General features: G+C 64.4%; 23 protein-coding genes. 13 read left to right on the plus strand and 10 right to left on the minus strand.

The annotated features are described in order from the left end of the window. The first annotated feature begins 156 nt into the window (after positions 1 to 156). From J7E82_RS15580 to J7E82_RS15590, 3 genes are read left to right on the plus strand one after another with little or no spacing between them, the layout of a single operon-like run. Positions 157 to 915: a LamB/YcsF family protein gene (locus tag J7E82_RS15580; RefSeq protein WP_214864218.1), complete on the plus strand. Its 759-nt coding sequence runs from the start codon at positions 157 to 159 to the stop codon at positions 913 to 915. After that, on the plus strand, positions 912 to 2,654 hold the full coding sequence (locus J7E82_RS15585; protein ID WP_214864220.1) for a 5-oxoprolinase/urea amidolyase family protein: 1,743 nt from the start codon (positions 912 to 914) through the stop codon (positions 2,652 to 2,654). Before J7E82_RS15580 ends, J7E82_RS15585 begins: the two co-directional genes overlap by 4 nt. After that, positions 2,651 to 4,393 (plus strand): biotin carboxylase N-terminal domain-containing protein, encoded by a 1,743-nt coding sequence (locus J7E82_RS15590; protein WP_214864222.1) that lies wholly within the window; start codon positions 2,651 to 2,653, stop codon positions 4,391 to 4,393. The genes J7E82_RS15585 and J7E82_RS15590 overlap by 4 nt, the downstream gene beginning before the upstream one ends. A 105-nt stretch (positions 4,394 to 4,498) precedes the next feature. On the opposite strand, the gene J7E82_RS15595 is transcribed toward J7E82_RS15590, so the two are convergent. Next, the gene (locus J7E82_RS15595) at positions 4,499 to 4,996 is read right to left on the minus strand and encodes an ester cyclase (RefSeq protein WP_214864224.1); all 498 of its coding nucleotides are present in this window, start codon (positions 4,994 to 4,996) and stop codon (positions 4,499 to 4,501) included. Between the two features lie 189 nt (positions 4,997 to 5,185). Further along, a complete protein-coding gene (locus tag J7E82_RS15600; protein ID WP_214864318.1) occupies positions 5,186 to 5,689 on the minus strand; it encodes a metallophosphoesterase in 504 nt (167 codons plus the stop codon). Positions 5,690 to 5,786: 97 nt separating this feature from the next. On the opposite strand from J7E82_RS15600, the gene J7E82_RS15605 reads away from it, so the two are divergent. After that, complete coding sequence (locus tag J7E82_RS15605; protein ID WP_374223623.1) at positions 5,787 to 6,512, plus strand: GntR family transcriptional regulator; 726 nt, start codon at positions 5,787 to 5,789, stop codon at positions 6,510 to 6,512. On the opposite strand, the gene J7E82_RS15610 is transcribed toward J7E82_RS15605, so the two are convergent. From J7E82_RS15610 to J7E82_RS15625, 4 genes are all read right to left on the minus strand, one after another. Beyond that, positions 6,509 to 7,351 (minus strand): putative hydro-lyase, encoded by an 843-nt coding sequence (locus J7E82_RS15610; protein ID WP_214864226.1) that lies wholly within the window; start codon positions 7,349 to 7,351, stop codon positions 6,509 to 6,511. The two genes, J7E82_RS15605 and J7E82_RS15610, sit on opposite strands and share 4 nt — an antisense overlap. Positions 7,352 to 7,360: 9 nt before the next feature. Next, positions 7,361 to 8,578, minus strand: coding sequence for an NRAMP family divalent metal transporter (locus J7E82_RS15615; RefSeq protein WP_251041969.1), 1,218 nt, complete (start codon positions 8,576 to 8,578; stop codon positions 7,361 to 7,363). A 98-nt stretch (positions 8,579 to 8,676) separates the two neighbouring features. Next, the gene (locus J7E82_RS15620) at positions 8,677 to 9,312 is read right to left on the minus strand and encodes a hypothetical protein (RefSeq protein ID WP_214864228.1); all 636 of its coding nucleotides are present in this window, start codon (positions 9,310 to 9,312) and stop codon (positions 8,677 to 8,679) included. A 168-nt stretch (positions 9,313 to 9,480) separates the two neighbouring features. After that, on the minus strand, positions 9,481 to 9,876 hold the full coding sequence (locus tag J7E82_RS15625) for a DUF5997 family protein (RefSeq protein ID WP_214864230.1): 396 nt from the start codon (positions 9,874 to 9,876) through the stop codon (positions 9,481 to 9,483). Between the two features lie 95 nt (positions 9,877 to 9,971). Between J7E82_RS15625 and J7E82_RS15630 the strand changes: the two genes are divergently transcribed. Next, positions 9,972 to 10,715, plus strand: coding sequence for a LysR family transcriptional regulator substrate-binding protein (locus J7E82_RS15630; RefSeq protein ID WP_214864232.1), 744 nt, complete (start codon positions 9,972 to 9,974; stop codon positions 10,713 to 10,715). Positions 10,716 to 10,812: 97 nt separating this feature from the next. Here the strand turns inward: J7E82_RS15630 and J7E82_RS15635 are convergent, their stop codons facing one another. Together J7E82_RS15635 and J7E82_RS15640 are read right to left on the minus strand one after the other, a co-directional pair. Further along, a complete protein-coding gene (locus J7E82_RS15635) occupies positions 10,813 to 12,318 on the minus strand; it encodes a SulP family inorganic anion transporter (RefSeq protein ID WP_214864234.1) in 1,506 nt (501 codons plus the stop codon). A 6-nt stretch (positions 12,319 to 12,324) separates the two neighbouring features. After that, complete coding sequence (locus tag J7E82_RS15640) at positions 12,325 to 13,431, minus strand: GTP pyrophosphokinase family protein (protein ID WP_214864236.1); 1,107 nt, start codon at positions 13,429 to 13,431, stop codon at positions 12,325 to 12,327. A 135-nt stretch (positions 13,432 to 13,566) separates the two neighbouring features. Between J7E82_RS15640 and J7E82_RS15645 the strand changes: the two genes are divergently transcribed. Further along, a complete protein-coding gene (locus tag J7E82_RS15645; RefSeq protein WP_214864237.1) occupies positions 13,567 to 14,442 on the plus strand; it encodes an alpha/beta hydrolase in 876 nt (291 codons plus the stop codon). Between the two features lie 5 nt (positions 14,443 to 14,447). On the opposite strand, the gene J7E82_RS15650 is transcribed toward J7E82_RS15645, so the two are convergent. Continuing rightward, entirely contained in the window at positions 14,448 to 15,317 is an 870-nt protein-coding gene (locus tag J7E82_RS15650; RefSeq protein WP_214864325.1) for an alpha/beta fold hydrolase, read from the minus strand. 252 nt (positions 15,318 to 15,569) lie between these two features. Between J7E82_RS15650 and J7E82_RS15655 the strand changes: the two genes are divergently transcribed. The 7 genes from J7E82_RS15655 to J7E82_RS15685 all read left to right on the plus strand — a co-directional run bounded on the left by J7E82_RS15655 (position 15,570) and on the right by J7E82_RS15685 (position 21,031). Beyond that, a complete protein-coding gene (locus J7E82_RS15655) occupies positions 15,570 to 16,556 on the plus strand; it encodes a carbohydrate kinase (protein ID WP_214864239.1) in 987 nt (328 codons plus the stop codon). After that, positions 16,553 to 17,086: a YbhB/YbcL family Raf kinase inhibitor-like protein gene (locus tag J7E82_RS15660; protein ID WP_214864241.1), complete on the plus strand. Its 534-nt coding sequence runs from the start codon at positions 16,553 to 16,555 to the stop codon at positions 17,084 to 17,086. Before J7E82_RS15655 ends, J7E82_RS15660 begins: the two co-directional genes overlap by 4 nt. Positions 17,087 to 17,132: 46 nt before the next feature. Continuing rightward, positions 17,133 to 17,942: an HAD family hydrolase gene (locus J7E82_RS15665; protein WP_214864243.1), complete on the plus strand. Its 810-nt coding sequence runs from the start codon at positions 17,133 to 17,135 to the stop codon at positions 17,940 to 17,942. 115 nt (positions 17,943 to 18,057) lie between these two features. Then, on the plus strand, positions 18,058 to 18,309 hold the full coding sequence (locus J7E82_RS15670; RefSeq protein WP_214864245.1) for a hypothetical protein: 252 nt from the start codon (positions 18,058 to 18,060) through the stop codon (positions 18,307 to 18,309). A gap of 164 nt (positions 18,310 to 18,473) precedes the next feature. Beyond that, positions 18,474 to 19,457: a PfkB family carbohydrate kinase gene (locus J7E82_RS15675; RefSeq protein WP_214864247.1), complete on the plus strand. Its 984-nt coding sequence runs from the start codon at positions 18,474 to 18,476 to the stop codon at positions 19,455 to 19,457. Continuing rightward, positions 19,454 to 20,236, plus strand: a complete 783-nt coding sequence (gene surE / locus J7E82_RS15680) for a 5'/3'-nucleotidase SurE (RefSeq protein WP_214864249.1) — start codon at positions 19,454 to 19,456, stop codon at positions 20,234 to 20,236. The genes J7E82_RS15675 and surE overlap by 4 nt, the downstream gene beginning before the upstream one ends. A gap of 15 nt (positions 20,237 to 20,251) precedes the next feature. Further along, positions 20,252 to 21,031, plus strand: coding sequence for a glycerophosphodiester phosphodiesterase (locus J7E82_RS15685; protein WP_214864326.1), 780 nt, complete (start codon positions 20,252 to 20,254; stop codon positions 21,029 to 21,031). Here J7E82_RS15685 and J7E82_RS15690 read toward each other — a convergent pair. Then, positions 20,973 to 22,262 (minus strand): RNA polymerase sigma factor, encoded by a 1,290-nt coding sequence (locus J7E82_RS15690; RefSeq protein ID WP_214864250.1) that lies wholly within the window; start codon positions 22,260 to 22,262, stop codon positions 20,973 to 20,975. The genes J7E82_RS15685 and J7E82_RS15690 overlap by 59 nt on opposite strands.

Consider the following 22,262-nt stretch of genomic DNA (forward strand, 5'->3'; position numbering starts at 1 on the left):
GTGAGATCTCGGCGTTTTGAGTAAGCCAAAGCGCCGAGATCTCGCACCTCGCTGACGTCTAAGGATCCCGAAATACCGCCTTCTCTGAAGATTGTTGAACAATCTGAGGAAATCGGGCATGATTGGTACAGCATCCAATCTGAGACGGGGGTCACAATGCCTTTCATCGATTTGAACAGCGACGTCGGAGAATCCTTCGGGAACTGGACCATGGGCGACGACGCCGCCATCTTCCAGTACGTCTCCAGCGCCAACGTTGCCTGCGGCTTCCATGCCGGCGACCCCAGCACCATAGCCCGGACCTGTCGCGACGCAGTGGCGGCCGGAGTGACAATCGGGGCACACGTTGGCTACCGGGACCTGGTCGGTTTCGGCCGGCGCTTCCTTGACTGCTCCGCCACCGAACTCGCCGACGACGTCCTCTACCAGCTCGGCGCGCTCCAGGCCCTGGCCCTTGCGGCCGGCTCGGAGATCAAGTACGTCAAGCCCCACGGCGCCCTGTACAACACAATCGTTCACCACGAAGTACACGCCAAGGCCGTTGTTGACGCAGTGCACGCCTTCAGTCCCGGACTGCCGCTGCTGCTCCTGCCCGGCTCCGTGGCGCTTGCAGAGGCGGAGCTGCGAGGACTCCGCGCTGTTGCGGAAGCCTTCGCAGACCGCGCCTACAACCCCGACGGCACGCTGGTTTCGCGGAGGGAGGCAGGCGCACTTCTGCACGATGACCAGGCCATCACCGAGAACATGGTCCGCCTGGCAACCGAAGGAAAGATCGTCGCCCGCGATGGCTCCCTCCTGACCATTGACGCCGAAAGCATCTGCGTCCACGGCGATACTGCCGGCGCCGTTGCCATGGCCGGCGCCGTCCGCAAAGGCCTTGAGCAGGCGGGCGTCGCCGTCCGGAGTTTTGTATGAGTATCACGGGCATCCGCTGGGCCGGGCCGCGCGCGCTCCTGGTGGAACTGACGGACCTCGGCTCTGTGCTCGCGCTCCATGCCAGGCTGCTCGCCGAGCCCCTTCCGGGCCAGCTCGACGCCGTCGCCGCCGCTGCCACCGTGCTGCTCAAGTTCGCCTCCGCGGCCGACACCCGTGGCGCGCGCAACGCCGTCGGGCATCTGGATCTGACTGAAACGAGCAGGGACGGCGGCCGCGAGGTCATTATTGAGGTGGTGTACGACGGCGAGGACCTGGCGGAGGTGGGCCGTCTCACCGGCCTGGGGACCGACGGCGTCGTGGCCGCCCATTGCGGGCAGACCTGGACCGCTGCCTTCGGCGGCTTCGCGCCGGGATTCACCTATCTTGCAGGCGAGGACCGCCGCTTGGACGTGCCCCGCCGCAGTTCTCCCCGCACGGCAGTCCCGGCAGGTTCCGTGGCACTCGGCGGTGAATTTGCCGCAGTCTACCCACGGCAGTCTCCCGGCGGCTGGCAGCTGATCGGACATACGACGGCAGCCATGTGGGACCTTAGCCGTGAATCCCCCGCCCTCGTGCGTCCCGGCGACAGGGTGAAGTACGTTGCTGTCCGGGACTCCATTGAGCTGTCGGCCAACGTGATGTCCCAGTCGGCTGCCCCTTCGGTTGCCCCTGCCGAGGTGTCCGCTCCGGAAACACAGTCCGACGGCGCGGAACTGCAGGGAGGGCACCTGCTGGTGGACACTCCCGGGCTGCAGTCCCTCATTCAGGACCTCGGCAGGCCCGGGCTCGGCGACCTGGGCGTCTCAGCCTCCGGCGCCGCTGACCAGCGGTCGGCGCGCCAGGCCAATCGGCTCGTCGGCAACGGAAGCACGGCCGCCGTCGTCGAGAACGTCCTTGGAGGACTGGTCCTCCGAGCCCGTGGCGATCAGGTGCTTGCCGTTACCGGCGCACTCGTTCCGCTGACGATTACGACATCCACGTCCGCACGCCGCCCTTCCCTCTGCGCCCCGTTCGCCCTGCTCGACGGCGAGACGCTGACCTTGGGGGCTCCAACCGCAGGACTGAGGAGCTACGTCGCGGTCCGTGGCGGAGTGGACGTTCCGCCGATCCTGGGCAGTCGGTCCAGCGACTCGATGTCTGGCATCGGACCCGCACCGTTGAAGACGGGCATGTTGCTCCCGGTCGGCCCGGTGCCGACCTACCAATTGGTGGGATCGCCCGAAACCTCCACGCTCCAACTGGGGAAGGACGCCGCACGCCTGCGTGTCACGCTGGGTCCGCGCGATGACTGGTTCCATGGCCATGCCCTGGAAACCCTGAGCGGGCAGGACTGGCTTGTCACCGAGCAGTCCAACCGCATTGGCCTGCGGCTGGCACCCGTCAGCCCGGCTGGTGAAAAGGAGGGTGGAAGGGTTCTTGAACGTCGTCGTGACGGAGAGCTGCCCAGCGAGGGTGCCGTAGCCGGTTCGCTCCAGGTACCGCCCAACGGAGAGCCGGTCCTCTTCCTCGCGGACCACCCGGTGACAGGCGGCTACCCGGTGATAGCCGTCGTCGTGCCGGAAGACCTCCCTGTCGCCGCGCAACTGCCGCCGGACCAGCGGGTGCGCTTTACCGTCGTGGACCCCGAAACCCTTGCGCCCATCGCAACTCCCTTCAGCCATACCTCTTTTACCGCACCCTTAAACCCTGCCGCCGTCGCCGTCGGCCCCGTTCACGTTCCCGAAGGAAGTTACACATGAAGAAGGTCCTCATCGCCAACCGCGGCGAGATCGCAGTCCGTATCGCCCGTGCCTGCACTGACGCAGGGTTGGTATCGGTAGCGGTCTACGCCAATCCCGACGCCGATTCCCTTCACGTTCGGCTTGCCGACGAGGTTTACGCCCTGGGCGGGACCTCCGGGGCGGAGACGTACCTCCATATCGCCAAGCTGATCGCCGTCGCCCGCCGGGCCGGCGCAGATGCAGTGCATCCCGGGTACGGCTTCCTGTCCGAGAATGCCGACTTCGCCCAGGCCGTTCTGGACGCGGGCCTGGCTTGGATTGGCCCCAGCCCGCAGGCCATTCGCGATCTCGGCAACAAGGTCACCGCCCGGGAGATCGCGGTTAGGGCCGGCGCACCGCTGGTTCCAGGCAGCGATGGCCCCGTGGCCAACGCCCAGGAAGTACTGGCCTTCGCCCTGGAACACGGTCTGCCTGTCGCCATTAAGGCGGCGTTCGGCGGTGGCGGCCGCGGGCTGAAGATCGCCCGCAGGCTAGAAGACATTGAGGACGCTTTCGAATCGGCGGTCCGTGAATCCACCGTTGCCTTCGGTCGTGGCGAATGCTTCGTTGAACGCTTCCTTGACCAGCCACGACACGTCGAGGCGCAGGTCCTCGCGGACACCCATGGCAACGTGGTGGTCCTCGGCACCCGTGACTGCTCCTTGCAGCGACGCAACCAAAAGCTGGTGGAGGAGGCTCCCGCTCCGTTCCTCACCTCGGAACAGCGACGCCTCATCCACGAATCCGCCAAGGCCATTTGCCGGGAGGCCGGCTATCACGGCGCCGGCACCGTTGAGTACCTTGTCGCCACCGACGGCACCATTTCCTTCCTGGAGGTCAACACCCGCCTCCAGGTGGAGCACCCCGTCACGGAGGAGACCTCAGGCGTGGACCTGGTGCGGGAACAGTTCCGCATCGCCTCCGGCGGCGCCCTCACCCTGGCAGCGGATCCCGAACCTATTGGCCACGCCTTCGAGTTTCGGCTCAATGCCGAGGATCCTGCGCGGGGCTTCCTCCCCGGCCCCGGCACCGTGGAAGTCTTCGAAGCGCCCACTGGTCCCGGCATCCGCGTCGACACCGGCGTACGTTCCGGCTCCCTTGTTCCCGGTGAATACGACTCCCTGATGGCCAAGCTCATTGTCCGCGGCGAGGACCGGCAGCAGGCCCTGCGGCGCGCACGGGCTGCATTGGATGAAATGCGGATCCAGGGCCTGCCCACGGTACTTCCCTTTCACCGCGCCGTCGTACGGCATGAAGCCTTCACCTCTGAAGACAAGCTGGGCGTCTACACTACCTGGATCGAGACTGAATTCGCCGAGCCCCTGGCGACGTCTCCCGAGATCGCCCGTTCGGCCCCAGGTACCGAACGAAGCACCCTCACCGTGGAACTGGACGGCAAGGCGGTTCAGCTCGGCCTGCCCGTCCGGTTGTTTGAGGCACTGCTCAATGGCGGCGGCGGCTCCGCAGGTCGGCCCGGAGTCCTCGACGTCGCCGCTGCAGAGGACGACGCCGAACTCGCCTCGCCGATGTCGGGTTCCCTTGTGAAGTGGCTGGCCGAGGATGGGGAGATCGTTGAAGCGGGTCAGCCTATTGCCGTGCTTGAAGCGATGAAGATGGAGACCAGTGTCCCCGCTCACAGGGGCGGCACCCTGGCGCGTGGCCCGCAGCACCCGGGCACCGCCGTCGTCCGCGGGGACGTCCTGGCTAAAATTGGCTAGGCGGTCAGCTCAGGTCCAAAGGTGTTCATAGACGCTCGGCGCCGCCCCGTAGGACGACGCCGAGCTCACCTTACCGCTGCCAGTCACCAATCCCTGGCAAGGCACCTAGGCCAGGCCGAGTTGCGTTTGCTGATTCGCGAGGTCGTAGTAGCGGCGTTCCTCGACAATCTTGCCGGCTTCGTCCAAGCGGCTGAAGAACGCCATGGGGAACTCCAGCCGTCGGCCAGTTGCCGGGATCTCTTCTCCAGTAGGCAATGGGAGCGGACCGTTGTTCGTGCCGGCGATTGTGCCCTCGCCGGCGACCATCTGACCGTCGACCAGAATGCTCGTGAGCGAGAACTGGAGGTCCGGAAATGCCTTGACGAACACCCCCGCGTCCTGCTCGATCGCCGCCCGGCCACGCAACGGTTCCGGATACTGCGGATCGACGACGACGGCGTCGTCCGCATAGAAGCTGGCAAAAGCGCCGGCATCGTGGGCGTTTATCGCCTGGGCCTGTGCCTCGAGGGCCTGCCGGCTGTCTGTGGGCCCGGCCTGGCCGGGACTGCTTGTTTCGTAGCTCTGGGTGGTCAGGAGAATTGCCACTAATCGGCGAATGAACATGCTCGTTCTTCTTTGCTTGAGAAGATCAGTTAAGGGTGCCAGCCCCAGCCAGTAGCTTTGAGTGCGGGGCAGCCTGAAAGCTATGCAAGCCTTTAGCGGCTATCCGTGAGCAGGGCCGCGCGTCCGAGGCGGCCAGCCTTATTTTAGGACTGATGCGGGGCCTGGGAAAGATGCCGTTACTTGAGCCGGCTACTTGACCACGGTGACCAGTTCGACGTCGCCCAGTTGCCCTTTGGCGACAGTCGCAACCATGTATGTGCAGGCAGGCTGACGGCGGCGATCGGTGGGCGAACCAGGGTTCAGAAGCCTGAGTCCTCCTGGGGCGGTGGTGTCCCACGGGATGTGGCTATGCCCGAAGACCAGGATATCGGAATCCGGAAACAATGCGATGCAGCGTGCTTCGCGACCCTTCGCGGGACCCGTTTCGTGAATCATGCCGAAGCGGATACCGTCCAGCGTGACGTGCGCTTTTTCCGGCAGGCGCTGGCGCAGTACTTCGCCGTCGTTATTTCCATACACGCCAACAAGTCTTCGGCTGCGCTCTTCCAGGGCATCCAGCAGCTCCGGCGAGGTCCAGTCACCGGCGTGGAAAACGACGTCGGCCCGCTCGACTTCGTTCCAGAGCTGCGCCGGGAGATCCCTGGCCCTGCTTGGTACGTGGGTGTCGGCAATCAGCAACAGGCGCAGAGTCATACGAGGAATGGTGTCATGGTGTTGCGTGACGGCGCGGTCGTTCGTAAATCCCTTCGCCGTCAACACCGGAACTACTTGACTTCGGTAGATTTGGATCATGCCCATGAACACTGCACTGCAAGGGATCGCCGAAGGCGGCCAGGCCACCCACGCCCACACCGGCGCCTGGGTAGCGGGGGTGCTTCGGGCGCGGATTTCGGCCGGGCAGCTCCCGCCGGGCACCAAGCTGTCAGAGCAGAAGCTTTCTGAAGCCCTTGGCGTTTCCCGGAATACACTGCGCGAGGCGTTCACCGTCCTTGCCGGGGAATCCGTGGTCCAGCGCATTCCCAATCGCGGCGTTTTCGTGGCGGCGCCCGGTGCGGACGACGTCCGGGAGATCTACCGCGTCAGGCGGCTCATCGAACCTGCGGCCGTGTTGTGGGGTGAGGCTGCGGGCGAATCGCTTACGGGCCTGGACGCCATCATAGACAAGGCGCGGAAAGCGCGCGAGGCCGGGTCGGTTCCAGGTATGGCCGACGCAAACCAGGAGCTGCACAAGGCCTTGGTGGGACTAGCCGGAAGCGCCTCGCTGGACGAACTCATGGAAAAGGTCCTCGCCGAGATGCGCCTGGTCTTCCATGCCATGGCAACAACACCGGACTTCCACAGCCACTACGTGGAGCGGAACGCAGCCCTCGTAGCTCAGATAAGGGCAGGCCAACGCGAAGAAGCTGCCACTGAGCTGCGCCGATACCTCGACGCAGCTGAGCACGAGCTGCTGGTCCACATCGGGGCCCTTCCGGCCAATGTGGACGAACGCAGTAACCAGGGAATCAGCGGCTAGGGCACTTGGTAGGAGCTGTCCCGCGCGTCCGTGATGAGCATATAGCCGGGTGCATGCCCGATCGCCAGAGCGGGCCGGGACTCCATCACGGCAGCCTGCGGAGTGACGCCGCAAGCCCAGAACACGGGCACATGGCCTTCAGGAATGGTGACGGCGTCACCAAAATCCGGCCTGGACAGGTCAGCAATGCCGAGTTCGCCCGGATTCCCGACGTGGACTGGTGCTCCATGCACCGCGGGGTAGCGGGACGTGATGCGGACGGCGTCCGCCACTTGGGACGCCGGGATGGGACGCATTGAAACTACCAGCGGCCCTGCCATGGAGCCCGCGGGCTCGCATCTGACCGAGGTTCGGTACATCGGCACATTCACGCCCTGGTCGATATGGGCAATCCGGATGCCGTTTTCCTGGAGGGCGGCTTCGAAGGTGAAGCTGCAGCCCACGATGAACGTCACCAGGTCATCGCGCCAATAAGCTTTGATGTCTGTTGGATCATCGATTTTCACGCCGTTTTCGTAGATCGTATAGCGGGGCACGTCGGTACGGATGTCGCCTCCGGCCAGCAGCGCGCCGCTGGTTTCACCGGCGTCGAGCACCCCCAGGATGGGGCACGGTTTGGGGTTCCTCTGCGCGAACAGCAGCACGTCGAATGCCTGGGACCTGGGCACGATGATCAAGTTCGCCTGGGCATATCCGGCGCTCCAGCCCGCGGTTGGCGTCACCAGGCCATTCCGGAAAAGCGACCGCGCTTCAGTTGGTGACAAGGCCGCTGGGTTTTCTGGCAGCGCCGGATTTTCCGGCAGTACGACGGCGGCCGAATGGTTCGTGGGGATGGTCATGGCGGCCTCCTAGGCCCAGAGCTTGCCGAGGCCGGCCAGGGAGTTCCAGCCGAGGTACAGGGTCAGGAGCCAGGCCAGGGCGCCGATGATCAGGAGCCATTTGGGGTAGGCATAGCCGTGCAGGAGGTCCCGGCGTCGCCACGCAACCCACAGCAGGGCAGCGAAGCCCACCGGGAGGATGAGCCCGTTGAAGGCCCCTGCGAAGATCAGCAGCTGCTGCGGGGCCTGGCCGATCAGGAGATAGGCCACTGCGCAGAAAGCGATGAAAGCCACGGTGATGAGGTTCCGGGTACGCCCCCCGGTGGTCGACTTCGTCACGAAGGACACCGAGGTGTAGGCGGCGCCGATGACGGACGTGATGGAGGCCGCCCACAGGATCACTCCGAACATGCGCAGGCCGATTTCACCGGCTGCAGACTGGAATGCGGACGCCGCCAGGTTGTTGTTTGCCAGGGCCACACCGCCAGCCACAACGCCAAAGATGGCCAGGAAGAGCAGGATGCGCATAACGCACGTTACGAGGATGCCCAGGATGGAGCTTCGGGTGATTTCCTTGACGTGGCGGACGCCAGTAGCGCCTGAGTCCAGCAGGCGGTGTGCTCCGGCGTAAGTGATGTAGCCGCCGATCGTGCCGCCGATCAGGGTGGTGATGGCCAGGAAATCCACTTTCTCCGGCACTACGGTGTTCTTCAGCGCTTCACCCAGGGGCGGGGCGGAAACGATAGCGACGTACAGCGTCATCAGGATCATGACGGCGCCAAGGATCACCACGATCTTGTCCAGCGCCACGCCTGCCTTCTTGCTGAGGAAGATCAGGATGGCGATGACGGCGGAGATGGCGCCGCCGAGTTTCGGATCGAGGCCCATCATGGCGTTGGTACCCAGGCCGGTCCCGGCGATGTTGCCGATGTTGAAGACCAGTCCGCCCAGGAACACCAGGCCGGCAAGGAACCAGCCGATACCCGGAAGGACGTGGTTGCCTAGCTCCTGGGCGCGCATCCCGGAAATGCCGATCACTCGCCAGACGTTGGTTTGGACGGCGATGTCCACAAGGATCGACACTAGTATGGCGAAGGCGAAGGCAGCTCCCAGCTGCACGGTGAACGCGGCAGTCTGGGTGATGAAGCCCGGGCCAATGGCGCTGGTTGCCATGAGGAACATGGCCCCGAGCAGGGCGGAGCGCTTGCTGGTTGTCGGCTTGAGCTGGATAGTTGCGGTGCTTTCCATGGGTCCGTCCAAAGGGTGCGGGTGACTGGAGTCACAACAGATTGTCACCGGTAACGATACAGACTGTTGAACAATCTGCGCAAGGAATTGTTCAACAATTATTCAGGAATGGTCTTTGCTCCGGGAATGGTCCTTGGTGCGGAAGCAGTGGTCCGGGCGGGTGGCACGTCCTCGCCAGGCACCCCCGCCGCCATTTCAGCTGCAGTCAGCGCCTCTTCCAGTTGCTCAACAGCCTTGGGGTAATCCGTCCCTGGCGTGATGCGGCACTGTTCCGCATACTCCAGGCAGCGGATCAGGGCGGCTGTCTCGGGCAGGCGAACGTCGATCATGCCCGGATAGTCGATGGCTTTGGCCGCATCAAGCTCATAACCTTGCCAGCGCTGCAGGAGGGCGCCGTGCCGCTCGGAAGCAGCCTGGAAGCCGGGACGGTTTGCCGGGCGCTCCTGTCGAATTCGGTCAAGCTTCCGGCGTCCGGCGACGGCGGCTGCGGCGGTTCCCACGGCCAAGGACAGCAGGAGCAGCCCGACCAGGGGTGAGCCTAGCGCTGGAATAACCAGGGCGGGGACAATCACCATGAGGCCCGTGAACGTGTTCCAAAACGCGGCGTCCGGCTCGGAACCGGCAGACGGTCCGATCGCTTTAAGGACGGCAAGCGTAGTCATGGCCACCGCGATGACCAAAACAACAGCCCACAGCGCGATCTGCCAGCCGGCCAATTGCATGGCATTTGCCATAGCGGCACCTCCAGCACACCTACCCACTTGGCGCCGGAACTGCCTTGAACATTCGGCTGGAACACTCGGCAGGCCTAAGCGCCGTCTTCACTTCATTATGGCGCGGGACGGGGGATCACGGCAGTGCCGTCGGCGGGCCGCTGCGAATCGCGGCGCATGTGGAGCAGGCTAGGCGCGGTTCTTCTTGGCTTGCTTCTTGGCAGCCTCGTCCTTGATCCGCTTGGCCTCTGAGCGGACGGCCGCATGCGTGGCGCGCTCCACCACCAGCCACTGGGGCGGGGCCTGCAGCAGCGCGGTGATTTCCGCCGTCGTAAGCGGCTCGTTGATCCCGCCGCGGGCAAGGCCGCTGATGGAAATATTCAGCTTCTGGGCCACGACGGGACGCGGGTGCGGTCCGTTACGACGCAGCTCGGCCAGCCACTCCGGCGGATTCGCCTGGAGTTCGGCGAAATCGGCGCGTGAAATAGTCGACTCCTGGAACTCCTGGGGTGTCGCGGGCAGGTAGATGCCGAGTTTCTTGGCAACTGTTGCCGGCTTCATGGACTGGGAGTTCGTTGAGGTCATGGTTAAAGGGTATCCGCCACGAAGGGAAGCCTCGGTTGTGCCTCTCCCTGGTTCCCAAGGAACCATCCGGGAAGAGGTGCGGGTACTGTGAACGTGTGTTCCCTGAAGAAGAATCCGCCGAGCCTTCCCGTCCTGAACGCCGGGAGTTGCGCTTCGCGTATGTGAGCGGTGTGACTCCCGGAAAATGGATCCGCCGCTGGGAGGAGAGGATGCCGGAGGTTCCGCTGCACTCCTTCCTGTCCGACGACGGCGGGCAGCTGGCGGTATTGCGTGACGGTTCCGCTGACCTCAGCTTCGTCCGCCTCCCCGTGGACGGGGAGGGGCTTAGTATCATTCCGCTCTACGAAGAGCAGCCCGCCGTGGTGGCCCCCAAAGGCCACGAGATCTCGGTGTTCGAGGAGGTCGCCCTCGAGGACCTTTCGGACGAGACCTTCCTGGACGTCGAGGAGCTGGGCGGCGCGGACATAGCGCTGCAGGTGGTGGCCTCCGGCGTCGGGCTGGTGATCCTTCCCATGCCTGTGGCGCGGCACCTCAATAACAAGGAGACCGTCGCGCGACGCCTTACGGGCGCTCCAGCTACCAGGATCGGCTTGGCGTGGCCCAGCGACTCCACAGATTCTCTGATTGAGGAATTTGTCGGGATTGTGCGTGGCAGAACCGCCCAGAGCTCGCGCCAGCCTTCGGCACAGCAGGAGAAGCCGAAAAAGGCGCCGATGCCGGACCGCCGCGGCACGGGCACGGGCAAGGGCTCCGGGGGAAAATCTTCGGTGCCGCAGCGCTACGCGCCGAATCCGGACAAGGGTCGAGGCCGCGGTTCACGCAAGAAGGGCCGGCGCTAACTGTCTGCGCGTGCCCACCCAACTGGCTAGCAGTAGTGGTCGCTAAAAGCGCGTTTAACGACCACTACTGCGAGTTACATGGGGAAGGGAAGGGGCGTCAGTCCGCGGCGGCGAGCTTGCCGGCGAGCCGTTCGCGCATCTCTTCACTGGCCGTGTTGAGGCCAATGAACTCCACCTCTCGCCCGTGCCTGCGGTACTTCTCGGTCACGGAATCCAGGGCGGCAATCGTGGAGGCGTCCCAAAGGTGGGACGCGTGCAGGTCGATGACCACTCGATCTATTCCCTCAGAGGAATCCTTCGCGTAGTCGAACTGGGTGTACAGGTCATTGGACGAGGCGAAGAAGAGCTCTCCATTGACCGTGTACGTTGCCACTGTCTGCCCGTCGATTCGCCGTTCGCTCCGCTTTACCGTGGCGAAGTGCGCCACCCGCCGGGCAAAGAGGACCATGGCGGTCAGGACGCCGATCCCGACGCCGATCGCCAGGTTGTGAGTGGCCAGCACTACGGCGACAGTGGTGAGCATAACGCCCGTCTCCGATTTGGGCAGTCTTCGGAGGGTTCCCGGCATGATCGAATGCCAGTCGAATGTGATGGCTGAGATGAAGATCATCACGGCAACCAGGGCGGCCATGGGAATCAAGCCCACCACATCTCCGAGGAGCACCACGAGGACCAGCAGGAACGCACCGGCCAGGAACGTGGACAGGCGTGTCCTGGCCCCCGAGCCTTTTACATTGATCATGGTCTGCCCGATGACGGCGCAGCCACCCATGCCGCCAAGGAGACCCGTGACGATGTTCGCAACGCCCTGTCCCCAGGATTCACGGGTTTTGTCAGAGCGGGTATCCGTGATGTCATCCACGAGCTTGGCCGTCATGAGGGATTCCAGGAGGCCCACCAGCGCCATGGACAAAGCAAACGGTGCGATGATCTGGAATGTCTCGAAGGTCAGCGGTACCTGGGGCAGGAAGAAGCCGGGCAGGCTTTCCGGGAGCTCTCCCTTGTCCCGGACTGTGGGGACGTCCACATTGGCCATCACGGTAAACAGGGTGAGCGCGACGATCGCCACCAGCGGCGCCGGGACCGCCGTCGTGATCCGAGGCAGGCCGACGACGATGAGCAGCCCCGCCGCAACGATCGGATAGACCATCCATGGAACATCAAACAGTTCAGGAAGCTGCGCCATGAAAACCAGGATTGCCAAGGCATTGACGAAGCCCACCATCACCGACCTGGGGATGAACCGCATTAGCCGGGTTACTCCGCCCAGGGCCAGCAGGATCTGAAAGACACCGGCCAGGATCACCGTGGCAATCAGGTAGTCCAGCCCATAGTTCTTCATAACGGGAGCGATCACCAGCGCCACGGCACCTGTGGCCGCCGAAATCATGGCGGGCCGCCCACCGACGAAGGCTATGGTGACGCCCATGGTGAACGAGGCAAAGAGCCCTATGCGCGGATCCACTCCCGCGATCACCGAGAAGGCGATGGCCTCCGGAATCAGGGCCAGGGCCACCACCAGGCCGGCCAGAGCCTCTGTCTTCAGCCTCCCAGGGGAGCGCAAGGTGGCGCGGAGGGACTGAAGCTGCTCTGGTGTGGGCATGGATTCCTAACTTGCGGTCTGGCGGTAACGCTCAATCTGTTTGAGGCGCCGCTGGAGGCTGTCGCGCCGCGGATGGGGAACGACGTCGGGTGCCTCGGCGGTGAGGTCGATGTGGCGGGTCCCGTACTGCCAGAGCAGGAGGTCATCCAGCAGCCGGTCCGGACCAGGGGAGTAGCGGTGGTCGAGGGCCTTGCGGACTTCGGTGATCCTGTTCGCACTGAGCAGGCCGGCGAGTTCCACTGTCCTGGTCAAGCCGTGGGCAGCCAGGAGTTCGGAAGCCCAGCCCCAATCGTCATCTACTTTACGGTCAACGTGGGGCAGGAGCGTACGCCAGACGTCACGAATGCGGTTGGGAGTGAGCGGCATGGAACCCTCCCCGTCCACGTCCCAGTAGCCGCGGACCTCCTCGTAGCGTTCATGGAGGTCTGCGAAGGCGGTCTCGACAGTTTCAAGCATGGCCGCCGTGGCAGTGAACTGGCGGTCGAAATGCGGGGTCCAGGCTCGGGGGTCGTCTGCCTTGAAGCGGATGTCGTGTTCGATTTCGCTCCAGGCGTGGGCGAACACAGTGCGGATCTGGCACTCGAAAAAGTAGCTGCCGTTGGGGGGAATGTCCGGGTTGAAGGCCTTCTGGTATTCCTTGACGGCCTCGTTCTGGATGGTGCGGAGGATCAGGTGGCGGCTGGAATAGCCATAGGTTCCTGATTCGATGGACCCGATGTCCTTCTCGCGGTCTCCGCGGCAGTCGAACAGCTGGCGCTGGCGCTTGATGAGGTTGGCCACCGCGGCATTTTCCGCCGGAAGCTTTGTGATGACCCGTATCCCCACCATGTCGTTCAATGTGCGGAAGGGGTCCGGGAACTTGAGCAGGAGCGGCCCGCCCGGTTCCAGCGGCTCCTCCGTCCGCGAGATCTTCTCCCGGAACGACTCCACTGTCTTGGTGCGGCCGGTAACGAACAAGGGGACCGATTCGCTGTCCTTCAGCATGTCCCTCAGGGTGAGGAGGACATCCCGCGTGACGAGCTTAAGGGCGGGCCGTACGCGTTCGTAGAGTTCCACGTTTGCCTGCACGGATTCGCGCTGCTCGGGGTCCAGTTTGTCCCAGTTGCTCACCATATTTCCAGACTACTGTGCAGCACCGACACGGAAGCGTCGATCACCAGATTGACGCTACCCATGGCACGCGTGGATTCTCCGGCTACCCGATCCCCGATGCACTGCACGGTAGGCTCGGGGACAAAGGAGGACGCAATGCAGCGGCAAAAGTACTTCTACGGGGAGCATCCGAGCCAGTGGGGCGAGCTGTTTGTTCCTGACTCCGGGGCGTCAACGGCCAACCGGCCGGCGTCGTTGGTGGCAAACGGCGTGGTGGTGGTGATCCACGGCGGATACTGGCGGTCCCAGTACGGCGCCGAACTCGGTGAGCCGATCGCCAAGGATCTGGCGGCCCACGGCATGGCAGCCTGGAACCTGGAGTATCGCAGGGCCGGCAATGGCGGCGGCTGGCCCCACACCTTTGAGGACGTGCTCGCCGGAATCGACCACTTGTCCAACATCGCCGAGGCAAACGGCCTGAATGTCTCAAACGTGGTGGCACTGGGCCACTCCGCGGGCGCCCATCTGGCCGTATGGGCGGCAGGGCGGGAACGGCTTTCCCAGATCGGCGCCGCGGATGCGGACAGGCAGGTGGCCAGGAACACTGGAGAGGACGCCCTGGCGATCTCGGCAGTGGTCAGCCAGTCCGGCGTCCTTGACCTCAGGGCGGCCGAAAAGCTCAATTTGAGCAACGGCGCCGTCTACAACCTCCTGGGCGGGGATTCGGCCAGGTTCCCCAAGCGGCACAGATACGCCGACCCCATGAACCTCCTTCCCCTCGATGCGCCGGTCTACGCTGTTCACGCCACCGAGGACGAGGACGTTCCGATGAGCCTTTCTGAGGCCTATGTGGTCGCTTCCCACGCGTCCGGGGGAAATGCGCAACTCCTGAGGGTCCCGGGTGACCACTTTGCCTTGATCGATCCCAGGGCAGTCGGATATAAGAGGTGCCGGGAACTGGTGCAGCGGCTTCTCACGACGCAGGGGCCCGTCGCGGCGTCCGCTGCACCAGACCAGTCCCGGGAGCGCTAGTTCTCCTAGAGGCAGCGCGGCCGGAAGCCGGGGTCCGCGGGACCGTCGGCCTGGCTCAAGGCATTCGACACCCATTGGTGGACCACGGGGTCGTTGGGCGTCTGGTCGTGCTCAAAGACATCCAGCGGGCATGCATCCTGGAGCGTGATATTCGTGACTTGTTGAGCGCCGCCGGCCAGGAACTGGCTCTGGTAGGGGGTCACAACTTCATCGAGCCTCGTCGAAATTACGGTGTAGGAAGGACCCCGGACGGTGTCCCCGATGGAGTTCAGCTCAGTCAGGAAGGCCGATCCAGCCTCCTGGTCCAGGCAGGCCTGGCAGAAGGGGCCGAAAAGCTGCATTTCGGAGGGCGCGTACTCCGGCGGCGGCAGGATGAGTCCTTCCGTGCCGTGGTTCGACGGCGAAATGCCCACCAGGTGGTGGACCTTCTTGGCGCCCCCCAGGAACCCCATGTAATACCGCGGCATCATCCCGCCCTGGCTGTGTCCTACGATATCGACCTGGCGTACTCCGGTAGCTGCCAGGACGGCGTCGATGAAGGGCGCCAGTTCCCGGGCGGAATCGGCCACGGGGCCCGAAGCATCAATGCCATTGGCCTGCCCGTAGTCCAGGGCGAAGACGCAATAACCCTGAGACTTGAGCACAGGTGAGAGGGTGCTCCAGTTCTTCACCATGCTTTCGAAGGTTCCCGGGACCAGCACCACCGGGTAGGGGTGGTCCTTGCCGGGTTTGCAGGCCCAGTCGTTGGCCCCCGGAGGAGAAACCCCAGGAGTGACATCAACTGTACTGGCGGAGGCCGCCCCTGCTCCAAGGAGCAAGGATCCGCCGAGCAGGGATCCTCCGGCCAGGAAGCCGGCGACCAGGGAGAGAACCATCATCACGATGGCTGGCAGTATCGAACGTTTTTGCGCTGTCATAGGGCAAGTCCCGTCATGTAGAAGCTTTGCGCGTATCGGAGTGATCCGCGTCACGTTCCCCCGACCGAAGATGTTACTCGGCGGTAACCAGAGTCTGCAATAACGTGTCTGGGATTTGAAAAACGTGCAGCAGCGAATTTTTGCTCTTCAAGGAGGTTTCTTCAGGGAAATTCCGGGACGCGGACTGCGCCTCCATGGCAAAGTTGACGCATGCTCACAGTGATTGGCGAGGGCCTCGTGGATGTTGTCCAGCGCCGTTCGGGCAGCGAGGCCCACGTTGGGGGCAGCCCACTGAACGTGGCGGTCGGCCTCGCCCGGCTGGGCCATCCCGTTCAGTTCATCGGCCGCTATGGCCGGGACGCCTATGGTGATTCGCTGGCTGCGTACCTCCGATCAAGTTCGGTCATGGTTCCACTTCCGCCCGACGACAAGCCCACCAGCATCGCCACCGCCCTGGTGGACGACGACGGCGCCGCCACTTACGCCTTCGACCTCGACTGGGAACTCCCCGGACTCGCCGAAAGGCTGCCCCTGATGCTGCAGGGCGCCACGTTGCTGCACACCGGCTCCATCGCCACAATGCTCCAGCCGGGCGCGGCCGCAGTCCTTGCCGCCGTCGAATATGCCCATCCCGCCACCACCATCAGTTTCGATCCCAACTGCAAGCCGAGCATCATTTCGGACCGCGGCTACGCCCGAGCGCAAGCCGAGCGATTCGTGGCGCTGGCCGACGTCGTCAAGGCCTCAGACGAGGACCTTGAGTGGCTCTACCCGGAAACTGATCCCCTGGAATCCGCACGCCGCTGGTTCCACTTGGGCGGTGACGGCGGCCCTGCCGTTGTGGTTGTTACCCGAGGCGCCACCGGCCCCTGGGGCATCACAGCAGCCGGTGAGACCCAGGCGCCGGCACCCAGGGTGCAGGTTGCCGACACCGTCGGGGCCGGAGACTCCTTTATGGCGGCCCTTTTGTCCGGTCTCGTGGACCGGGGACTTGCCGGCGGCCAGTATCGGCATGCGCTGCGGTCCATGCCGGCGGAGGCGCTTCAGGCACTCCTTGAACACGCCGCCAAAGCAGCGGCCGTCACAGTCTCCCGACCTGGAGCGAATCCGCCTACTCGCGCCGAACTCAACGGCGAGGACTTCAGCCTCTCCGATTCCCTTCCCCCCACCGAGTATTCAAGTGAAAGGCAGCCGTGACTTCACCCGATCCGTTCGCCACGCTTCCAGGCGTTCCGTCTTTCAACCTCAGCAGCGAATCGTTCAGCGACGGTGGTGAGCTGCGGCCGCCCCAGCGCAGCGCCATTTTCGGCGTTCCCGGCGGCAAGGACTTGTCACCGCAGCTGAGCTGGAGCGGGGCTCCCTCTGAAACGAAGAGCTACACCGTCACGGTATTCGATCCCGATGCGCCGGGAGCAGGCGGGTTCTGGCACTGGGCCGTCGTCAACCTGCCCGCCAGTATCACCTCCCTCAAAGAAGGCGCGGGGGCCCGCGACGGCTCGAAACTCCCCGCCCCGGCTGTCCAGCTCAAGAACGACGACGGCTTCCGCGGCTTCGTTGGAGCGGGCCCTCCCAAGGGACACGGCCAGCACCGGTACATCGTGACGGTGCTGGCGGTGGACGTCGAGGAGTTGGGGGTTGACGGCAGGACGGCACCAGTCGCCCTCGTGTCCCACCTCGCCAGGCATACGCTGGCACGGGCGAGCATTACCGGGCTCTTCGGACGCTAGGCCAGACGAGGTCAGGCCCCTTATCGCCGCCACGTACACTGACATAATGCGGCTGGTAGCAAGTGACATCGACGGAACGATCCTCGGACATGACGGCAGGATCAGTGAGCGCACCATCCGCGCCTTCAACGCCTGCCGCATCGCCGGCGTCGAACTGGTGTTTGTAACCGGCCGCCCGCCTCGCTGGCTCTCCCCCCTCCAGGAACAGCTGGGCCACAGCGGCACGGTGATCTGTTCCAACGGAGCAGTGGTGTGGGACCTCGCCGCCGAGCGGGCCATTTCCGCCCGGACCCTTGACGTGGCGGACATCCTGGAGGCCAGGCGCATCATCAAGGGGCTCCGGCCGGATGCGCTGTTCGCCGCCGAGACACTGGACAGCTTCCACTTGGAGCCGGGCTTTATCGAGAACGGAACCAGCGAGCTCCTCTCCGAGTTCACTCCTGCCCCGCTGGCCAGCACGCTTCGCCACGACGACGCCGTCGTGAAGTTCCTGGCGGTCACACGTGCCGGAACGCCTGACGACTTCCTGGCGCTCGTGCAACCGGCCGTGGGGCACCTTGTGGAGACAACCCACTCGGCACCCCGAACGGCGCTCCTGGAGATGTCGCCGCCGGGTATTAACAAGGCGGTGGCGCTGGCCGAGTACGCAGCGTCCCTTGGCATCGAGGCGCACGACGTCGTGGCTTTCGGAGACATGCCCAACGACATCGAGATGCTGCGCTGGGCCGGCGACGGCTATGCCATGGCCAGCGGACATCCTGAAGCCATCACTGCCGCGGGCCAGCAGGCCCCGCACTTTGACGACGACGGCGTGGCCCAGATCCTCGAGGCAAAGCTCGCGTCGCTAGGTGTGTAAAACCATGTGTCCATCATTTTCACAGGTGATATCCAACTGTCGTTAATGTTTGGTCCCTAGGCTGGCCGCAAAGGCAGCAAGCCGATTAACAGGACCTCTAACAACAGGGGGAACCATGGCCCGCAGGCGCAACATTCAGAGCACGCACGGCACGAATGATATCCCGCAGGTTCCGGCGGAGCATTGGAAGCACTTGCGGCGCGGTGACCGCGTCAAGGTCAGCCTTGCTCCGGGTCTTACGGCCTCGGGAATGGTGGATGCCGTCACCAGTGATCACAGTGTCGTCTGGGTGGACCTCGATGGCGGTCGCGGCCGCACGCTGGTGCACTGCGGCGACGGCGTGGAGATCGTACCGCAGGAAGCCTAAGCCTGGATCCACTGATGCCGGTTGGTCGTTTCGGCAAACCCCTCGCGCGTCGCCGGGGCTGGCGTTAGATTGAGGTTGAGGAATCGGCAGTTGCCGAGCGCCGGATCCGTATGCAATGTGTGCCATGCAGGCCAAGGCCACCATATTCGCGAGGAGGAGCAGCCATGGGCGCAGTCGTGATCTTCGCTCCATCACCTGTCCTGACCGTCACGATCGAGGACCTTGACGGCGAAGCGGACATCCATATCCATGCAGGAGGCCAGGGGATCTGGCAGGCCCGTATGATGCATGCACTGGGAGCATCGGTGACTCTGTGCGGCATGTTTTCGGGTGAAGTCGGACGCGTGGCACGCCACTTGGTGCGGGATGAAGGTATCCAGGTGCTGTCGGTGGAAGGGCCGGGCAGCAACGGCGCCTATATCCATGACCGGCGCGGAGGCGAACGCCAGGTTCTCGCCGAGTCCGCTGGCCATCGCTTGACCCGCCATGAGCTGGACCAACTGTATGGGCTGGTCATCCAGGCCGGGATCGACGCCGGGACGGCCATCCTCAGTGGACCGGCCCGTGAGGGGATTGTTCCGGATGACGCCTACCGCCGCCTGGCATCGGATCTGGAAACGGCAGGCTGTACGGTCATCGCGGACCTGGCCGGCCCGCAGCTGGAAGCAGCCCTCCAGGGAGGTGTCTCGGTGTTAAAGATTGCCGAGGATGAACTGGTCGCCAGCGGACGGGCTGTGTCTCCAGAGGCAGTAGACCTGGTCCCCGCAATGCAAAAATTGGCCGACGACGGCGCCGAGACCGTAATTGTCACCAGGGCGCATCTGCCCTCGCTGCTGCTGCATGAGGACGATATCAGCGAGATCCACATGCCCTCGCTGGAGACAGTGGACGCCCGTGGAGCCGGTGATTCCCTCACCGCAGGAGTCGCCGCCGCCCTGGCTGCCGGCAGCCCGATCCACGAGGCCGTGGTTCTCGGTACCGCGGCAGGCGCGCTGAATGTCACCCGTCACGGCTTGGGTACCGGCGACGCCGACACCATCCAACAGCTGACCCGCCTGGTGAAGATCACCCCGTACCAAGGTGGGGGCCTTGAACCGGCAGAACAATCAAGCCCGGATGAGCTGGCGAGGAGGCTGCGGAGGCCATGAACAGGCCCAAAATCCTTGTGACAAACGACGACGGCATCGACTCACCCGGGCTGCACGCCTTGGCCGCGGGGCTCGCAGCTGAGGGGCTGGATGTGACAGTTGCAGCGCCGGCCTCGGAGGCCAGCGGCAGCAGCGCGTCCATTACCGCCGTCGAAAATGACGGCCGCATCCAGGTTGAGGAACGCCAGATCGAAGGCCTTGACGGCATTCCGGCGTACGCCGTCTACGGGGCGCCCGCGTTCATCGCCATGATTTCCTCCCACGGCGCCTTCGGTGACGCGCCGGACGTGGTATTCTCCGGCATCAACCGCGGCGCCAACGTCGGCCGGGCCATCCTGCACTCGGGCACCGTGGGCGCTGCACTGACCAGCGGCATTAATGGAGGCCGGGGTATGGCCGTCTCGCTGGACACGGGCCTGAATCCGAGGCAGCTGCACTGGGACCGCGGGGCAAGGTTGGCCGCCGGACTGCTGCCGTTCCTGATGGAACAGCCTCCAGGAACCGTCCTAAACCTCAACGTGCCCAACCTCGATGTAGAGGAACTACCGCAGTACAAGGCGGCCAGGCTGGCGGAGTTCGGTATTGTGCAGACCACTTTGGCCGAACGGGGGCACCAGCATATCCGGCTGTCAGTTGAGGACACTGTCGGTGAACCCCACGAGGACAGCGACTTTAAGCTGCTCGCGGCCGGCTTCGCTCCGGTCACGGCCATCCAGGCAGTCACAGAAGCCACAATTGCGGGCCTGCGGGAGAGCCTTCCTCAGCTCCGGCCGTCCTAGGCTACGTAGGTGAGCTTGCCCCTACCGTATTTCAGACGGCCCGATGGACGTCCGGGCCCTTTGGCCCTGGCCCACCGCGGCTTCTCTTTGGACGGGCTGGAGAATACGACGGCGGCCTTCCGCGCCGCCGTCGAGCTGGGCTTCAGCCATCTCGAAACCGATGTCCACACTTCTGCGGACGGCGTGGTGTTCCTGTTCCACGACGAGACCCTGGACCGGGTCACCGACTCTACCGGCAGGATCAACGAGCTGACGGCGGAGCAGCTGGCACGGGCGAGGGTCGGCGGAAATGAACCCCTTCCCCGGCTCCAGGATGTCTTGAGGGACCTGCCGGATGCCAGGCTGAACCTTGACGTCAAGGACTGGAATTCTGTGCGGGCCACGGCCGGGGTGATTGAATCAACGGCCGTGCATGATCGCGTCTTGGTTACTAGCTTCTCGGACAGGCGGCGCCGGGCCGTCCTTCGACTCCTGAGCCGTCGAACGGCGTCCTCCGCTGGGGTTGCCTGCACAGTACTCTTCACCATGTTAGGCCCTGTTCTTCCAGCAGGCTTGCTGCGGTTCCTCCTGCGGGACGTCGATGCCTTCCAGGTCCCCGCCCGCTATGGCGTGGTTCCGGTGGTGACGCCGGCGTTCGTTCGGCGGGCCCATCGGCTCGGCATCCTGGTCCATGTCTGGACTGTCAACGATCCTGCGGAAATGCACCGGTTGCTGGACCTCGGCGTGGACGGGATCGTCACCGACCGGGCAGATCTCCTGAAGGAAGTGTTCCAGGTGCGGGGTGTTTGGGGCTGACGAGGCTTGCCCGGCGCCGTTCCAGGAAATCACGCTCTGAGGCATTGCCAGCCAGCTCTATGGCGCGGCTGTAGGCGGCCGCCGCGTCCTTGGGCTGGTCGAGTCGTCGGAGCAGGTCCGCGCGCACGGCATGGAAGAGGTAATAGTTGTCCAAGCCAAGGCCATCGAGTGCGGTAAGGCCCGCCTGGGCACCCTCAACTTCGGCGAGGGCCACCGCCCTGTTGAGTTTCACAATGGGCGATGGCTGGGGTTCGAGCAGCTGATCGTAGAGCTGAAGGATCTGTGACCAGTCAGTGTCCAGGGGCGTGGCGGCATCGCTGTGGACGGCATTGATGGCCGCCTGCAGCTGGTAGGGGCCGGGACGGTTGCGACGCAGGCAGGCTTTTACCAGCTCCTGTCCTTCTTTGATGAGTCCTTGATCCCAGAGGCTCCGGTCCTGTTCAGCAAGCAGGACAAGTTTGCCGCCCGTAGAGGTGCGGGCCGCGCGTCGGGACTCGATCAGGAGCATCAGCGCCAGGAGGCCCGCGGCTTCGGGTTCGTCCGGCATGAGCCCCACCAGCAGCCGGCCGAGCCGGATCGCTTCGGCGCACAACTCCTGCCGAAGGAGCCCGCTACCAGAACTGGCAGCATAGCCTTCATTGAAAATCAGGTAGGTTACAGCCAGGACGGCGGGCAGCCGAGTGGGAAGCTCGGTATCGTTTGGAACCCGATAGGGAATCCCGGCATCACGGATTTTTGCCTTTGCCCGGACAAGCCGTTGGGCCATGGTGGCTTCCGGCACCAGGAAAGCCCGGGCGATCTCCGCCGTCGACAGCCCTCCGAGGAGGCGAAGCGTAAGGGCCACCCTGGCTGCCATTCCGAGAGCGGGATGGCAGCAGGTGAAGATGAGCCTGAGCCTGTCATCCTGCACGGTGTCCTCCTCGGGTGGGTCGTCTGTGAACGTCGACAGAGCTTGCTGTAGCCGGAACGCCTCGGCATGGTGGTCCTGCCTTTTCGCGTCCCGACGTAATCGATCAATCGCCTTGTTACGGGCGGTGGTGATAATCCAGCCGACGGGGCTTGCCGGCCAGCCCTCTGTCGGCCAGCGCTCCAGCGCGGTGGCGAAGGCGTCCTGGACCGCGTCCTCGGCCGCATCAATATTGCCCAGGACGCGGATCAGGACGGCAACAGCTCGTGCATACTCCTCGCGGAAGACACCAGCTATCTCGTTCGCCGTCGGCGCTTGCGTCAT

Origin of the sequence: Arthrobacter sp. ISL-30 (assembly GCF_018613855.1) — a bacterium.
Classification (GTDB): Bacteria; Actinomycetota; Actinomycetes; order Actinomycetales; family Micrococcaceae; genus Arthrobacter.

Excerpts from the sequence above, each read along its gene's own strand:
- J7E82_RS15580 (WP_214864218.1), top strand. The coding sequence starts at position 157 with ATGCCTTTCATCGATTTGAACAGCGACGTCGGAGAATCCTTCGGGAAC.
- J7E82_RS15585 (WP_214864220.1), top strand. The coding sequence starts at position 912 with ATGAGTATCACGGGCATCCGCTGGGCCGGGCCGCGCGCGCTCCTGGTG.
- J7E82_RS15590 (WP_214864222.1), top strand. The coding sequence starts at position 2,651 with ATGAAGAAGGTCCTCATCGCCAACCGCGGCGAGATCGCAGTCCGTATC.
- J7E82_RS15595 (WP_214864224.1), bottom strand. The coding sequence starts at position 4,996 with ATGTTCATTCGCCGATTAGTGGCAATTCTCCTGACCACCCAGAGCTAC.
- J7E82_RS15600 (WP_214864318.1), bottom strand. The coding sequence starts at position 5,689 with ATGACTCTGCGCCTGTTGCTGATTGCCGACACCCACGTACCAAGCAGG.
- J7E82_RS15605 (WP_374223623.1), top strand. The coding sequence starts at position 5,787 with ATGCCCATGAACACTGCACTGCAAGGGATCGCCGAAGGCGGCCAGGCC.
- J7E82_RS15610 (WP_214864226.1), bottom strand. The coding sequence starts at position 7,351 with ATGACCATCCCCACGAACCATTCGGCCGCCGTCGTACTGCCGGAAAAT.
- J7E82_RS15615 (WP_251041969.1), bottom strand. The coding sequence starts at position 8,578 with ATGGAAAGCACCGCAACTATCCAGCTCAAGCCGACAACCAGCAAGCGC.
- J7E82_RS15620 (WP_214864228.1), bottom strand. The coding sequence starts at position 9,312 with ATGGCAAATGCCATGCAATTGGCCGGCTGGCAGATCGCGCTGTGGGCT.
- J7E82_RS15625 (WP_214864230.1), bottom strand. The coding sequence starts at position 9,876 with ATGACCTCAACGAACTCCCAGTCCATGAAGCCGGCAACAGTTGCCAAG.
- J7E82_RS15635 (WP_214864234.1), bottom strand. The coding sequence starts at position 12,318 with ATGCCCACACCAGAGCAGCTTCAGTCCCTCCGCGCCACCTTGCGCTCC.
- J7E82_RS15640 (WP_214864236.1), bottom strand. The coding sequence starts at position 13,431 with ATGGTGAGCAACTGGGACAAACTGGACCCCGAGCAGCGCGAATCCGTG.
- J7E82_RS15645 (WP_214864237.1), top strand. The coding sequence starts at position 13,567 with ATGCAGCGGCAAAAGTACTTCTACGGGGAGCATCCGAGCCAGTGGGGC.
- J7E82_RS15650 (WP_214864325.1), bottom strand. The coding sequence starts at position 15,317 with ATGGTTCTCTCCCTGGTCGCCGGCTTCCTGGCCGGAGGATCCCTGCTC.
- J7E82_RS15655 (WP_214864239.1), top strand. The coding sequence starts at position 15,570 with ATGCTCACAGTGATTGGCGAGGGCCTCGTGGATGTTGTCCAGCGCCGT.
- J7E82_RS15665 (WP_214864243.1), top strand. The coding sequence starts at position 17,133 with ATGCGGCTGGTAGCAAGTGACATCGACGGAACGATCCTCGGACATGAC.
- J7E82_RS15670 (WP_214864245.1), top strand. The coding sequence starts at position 18,058 with ATGGCCCGCAGGCGCAACATTCAGAGCACGCACGGCACGAATGATATC.
- J7E82_RS15675 (WP_214864247.1), top strand. The coding sequence starts at position 18,474 with ATGGGCGCAGTCGTGATCTTCGCTCCATCACCTGTCCTGACCGTCACG.
- surE (WP_214864249.1), top strand. The coding sequence starts at position 19,454 with ATGAACAGGCCCAAAATCCTTGTGACAAACGACGACGGCATCGACTCA.
- J7E82_RS15690 (WP_214864250.1), bottom strand. The coding sequence starts at position 22,262 with ATGACGCAAGCGCCGACGGCGAACGAGATAGCTGGTGTCTTCCGCGAG.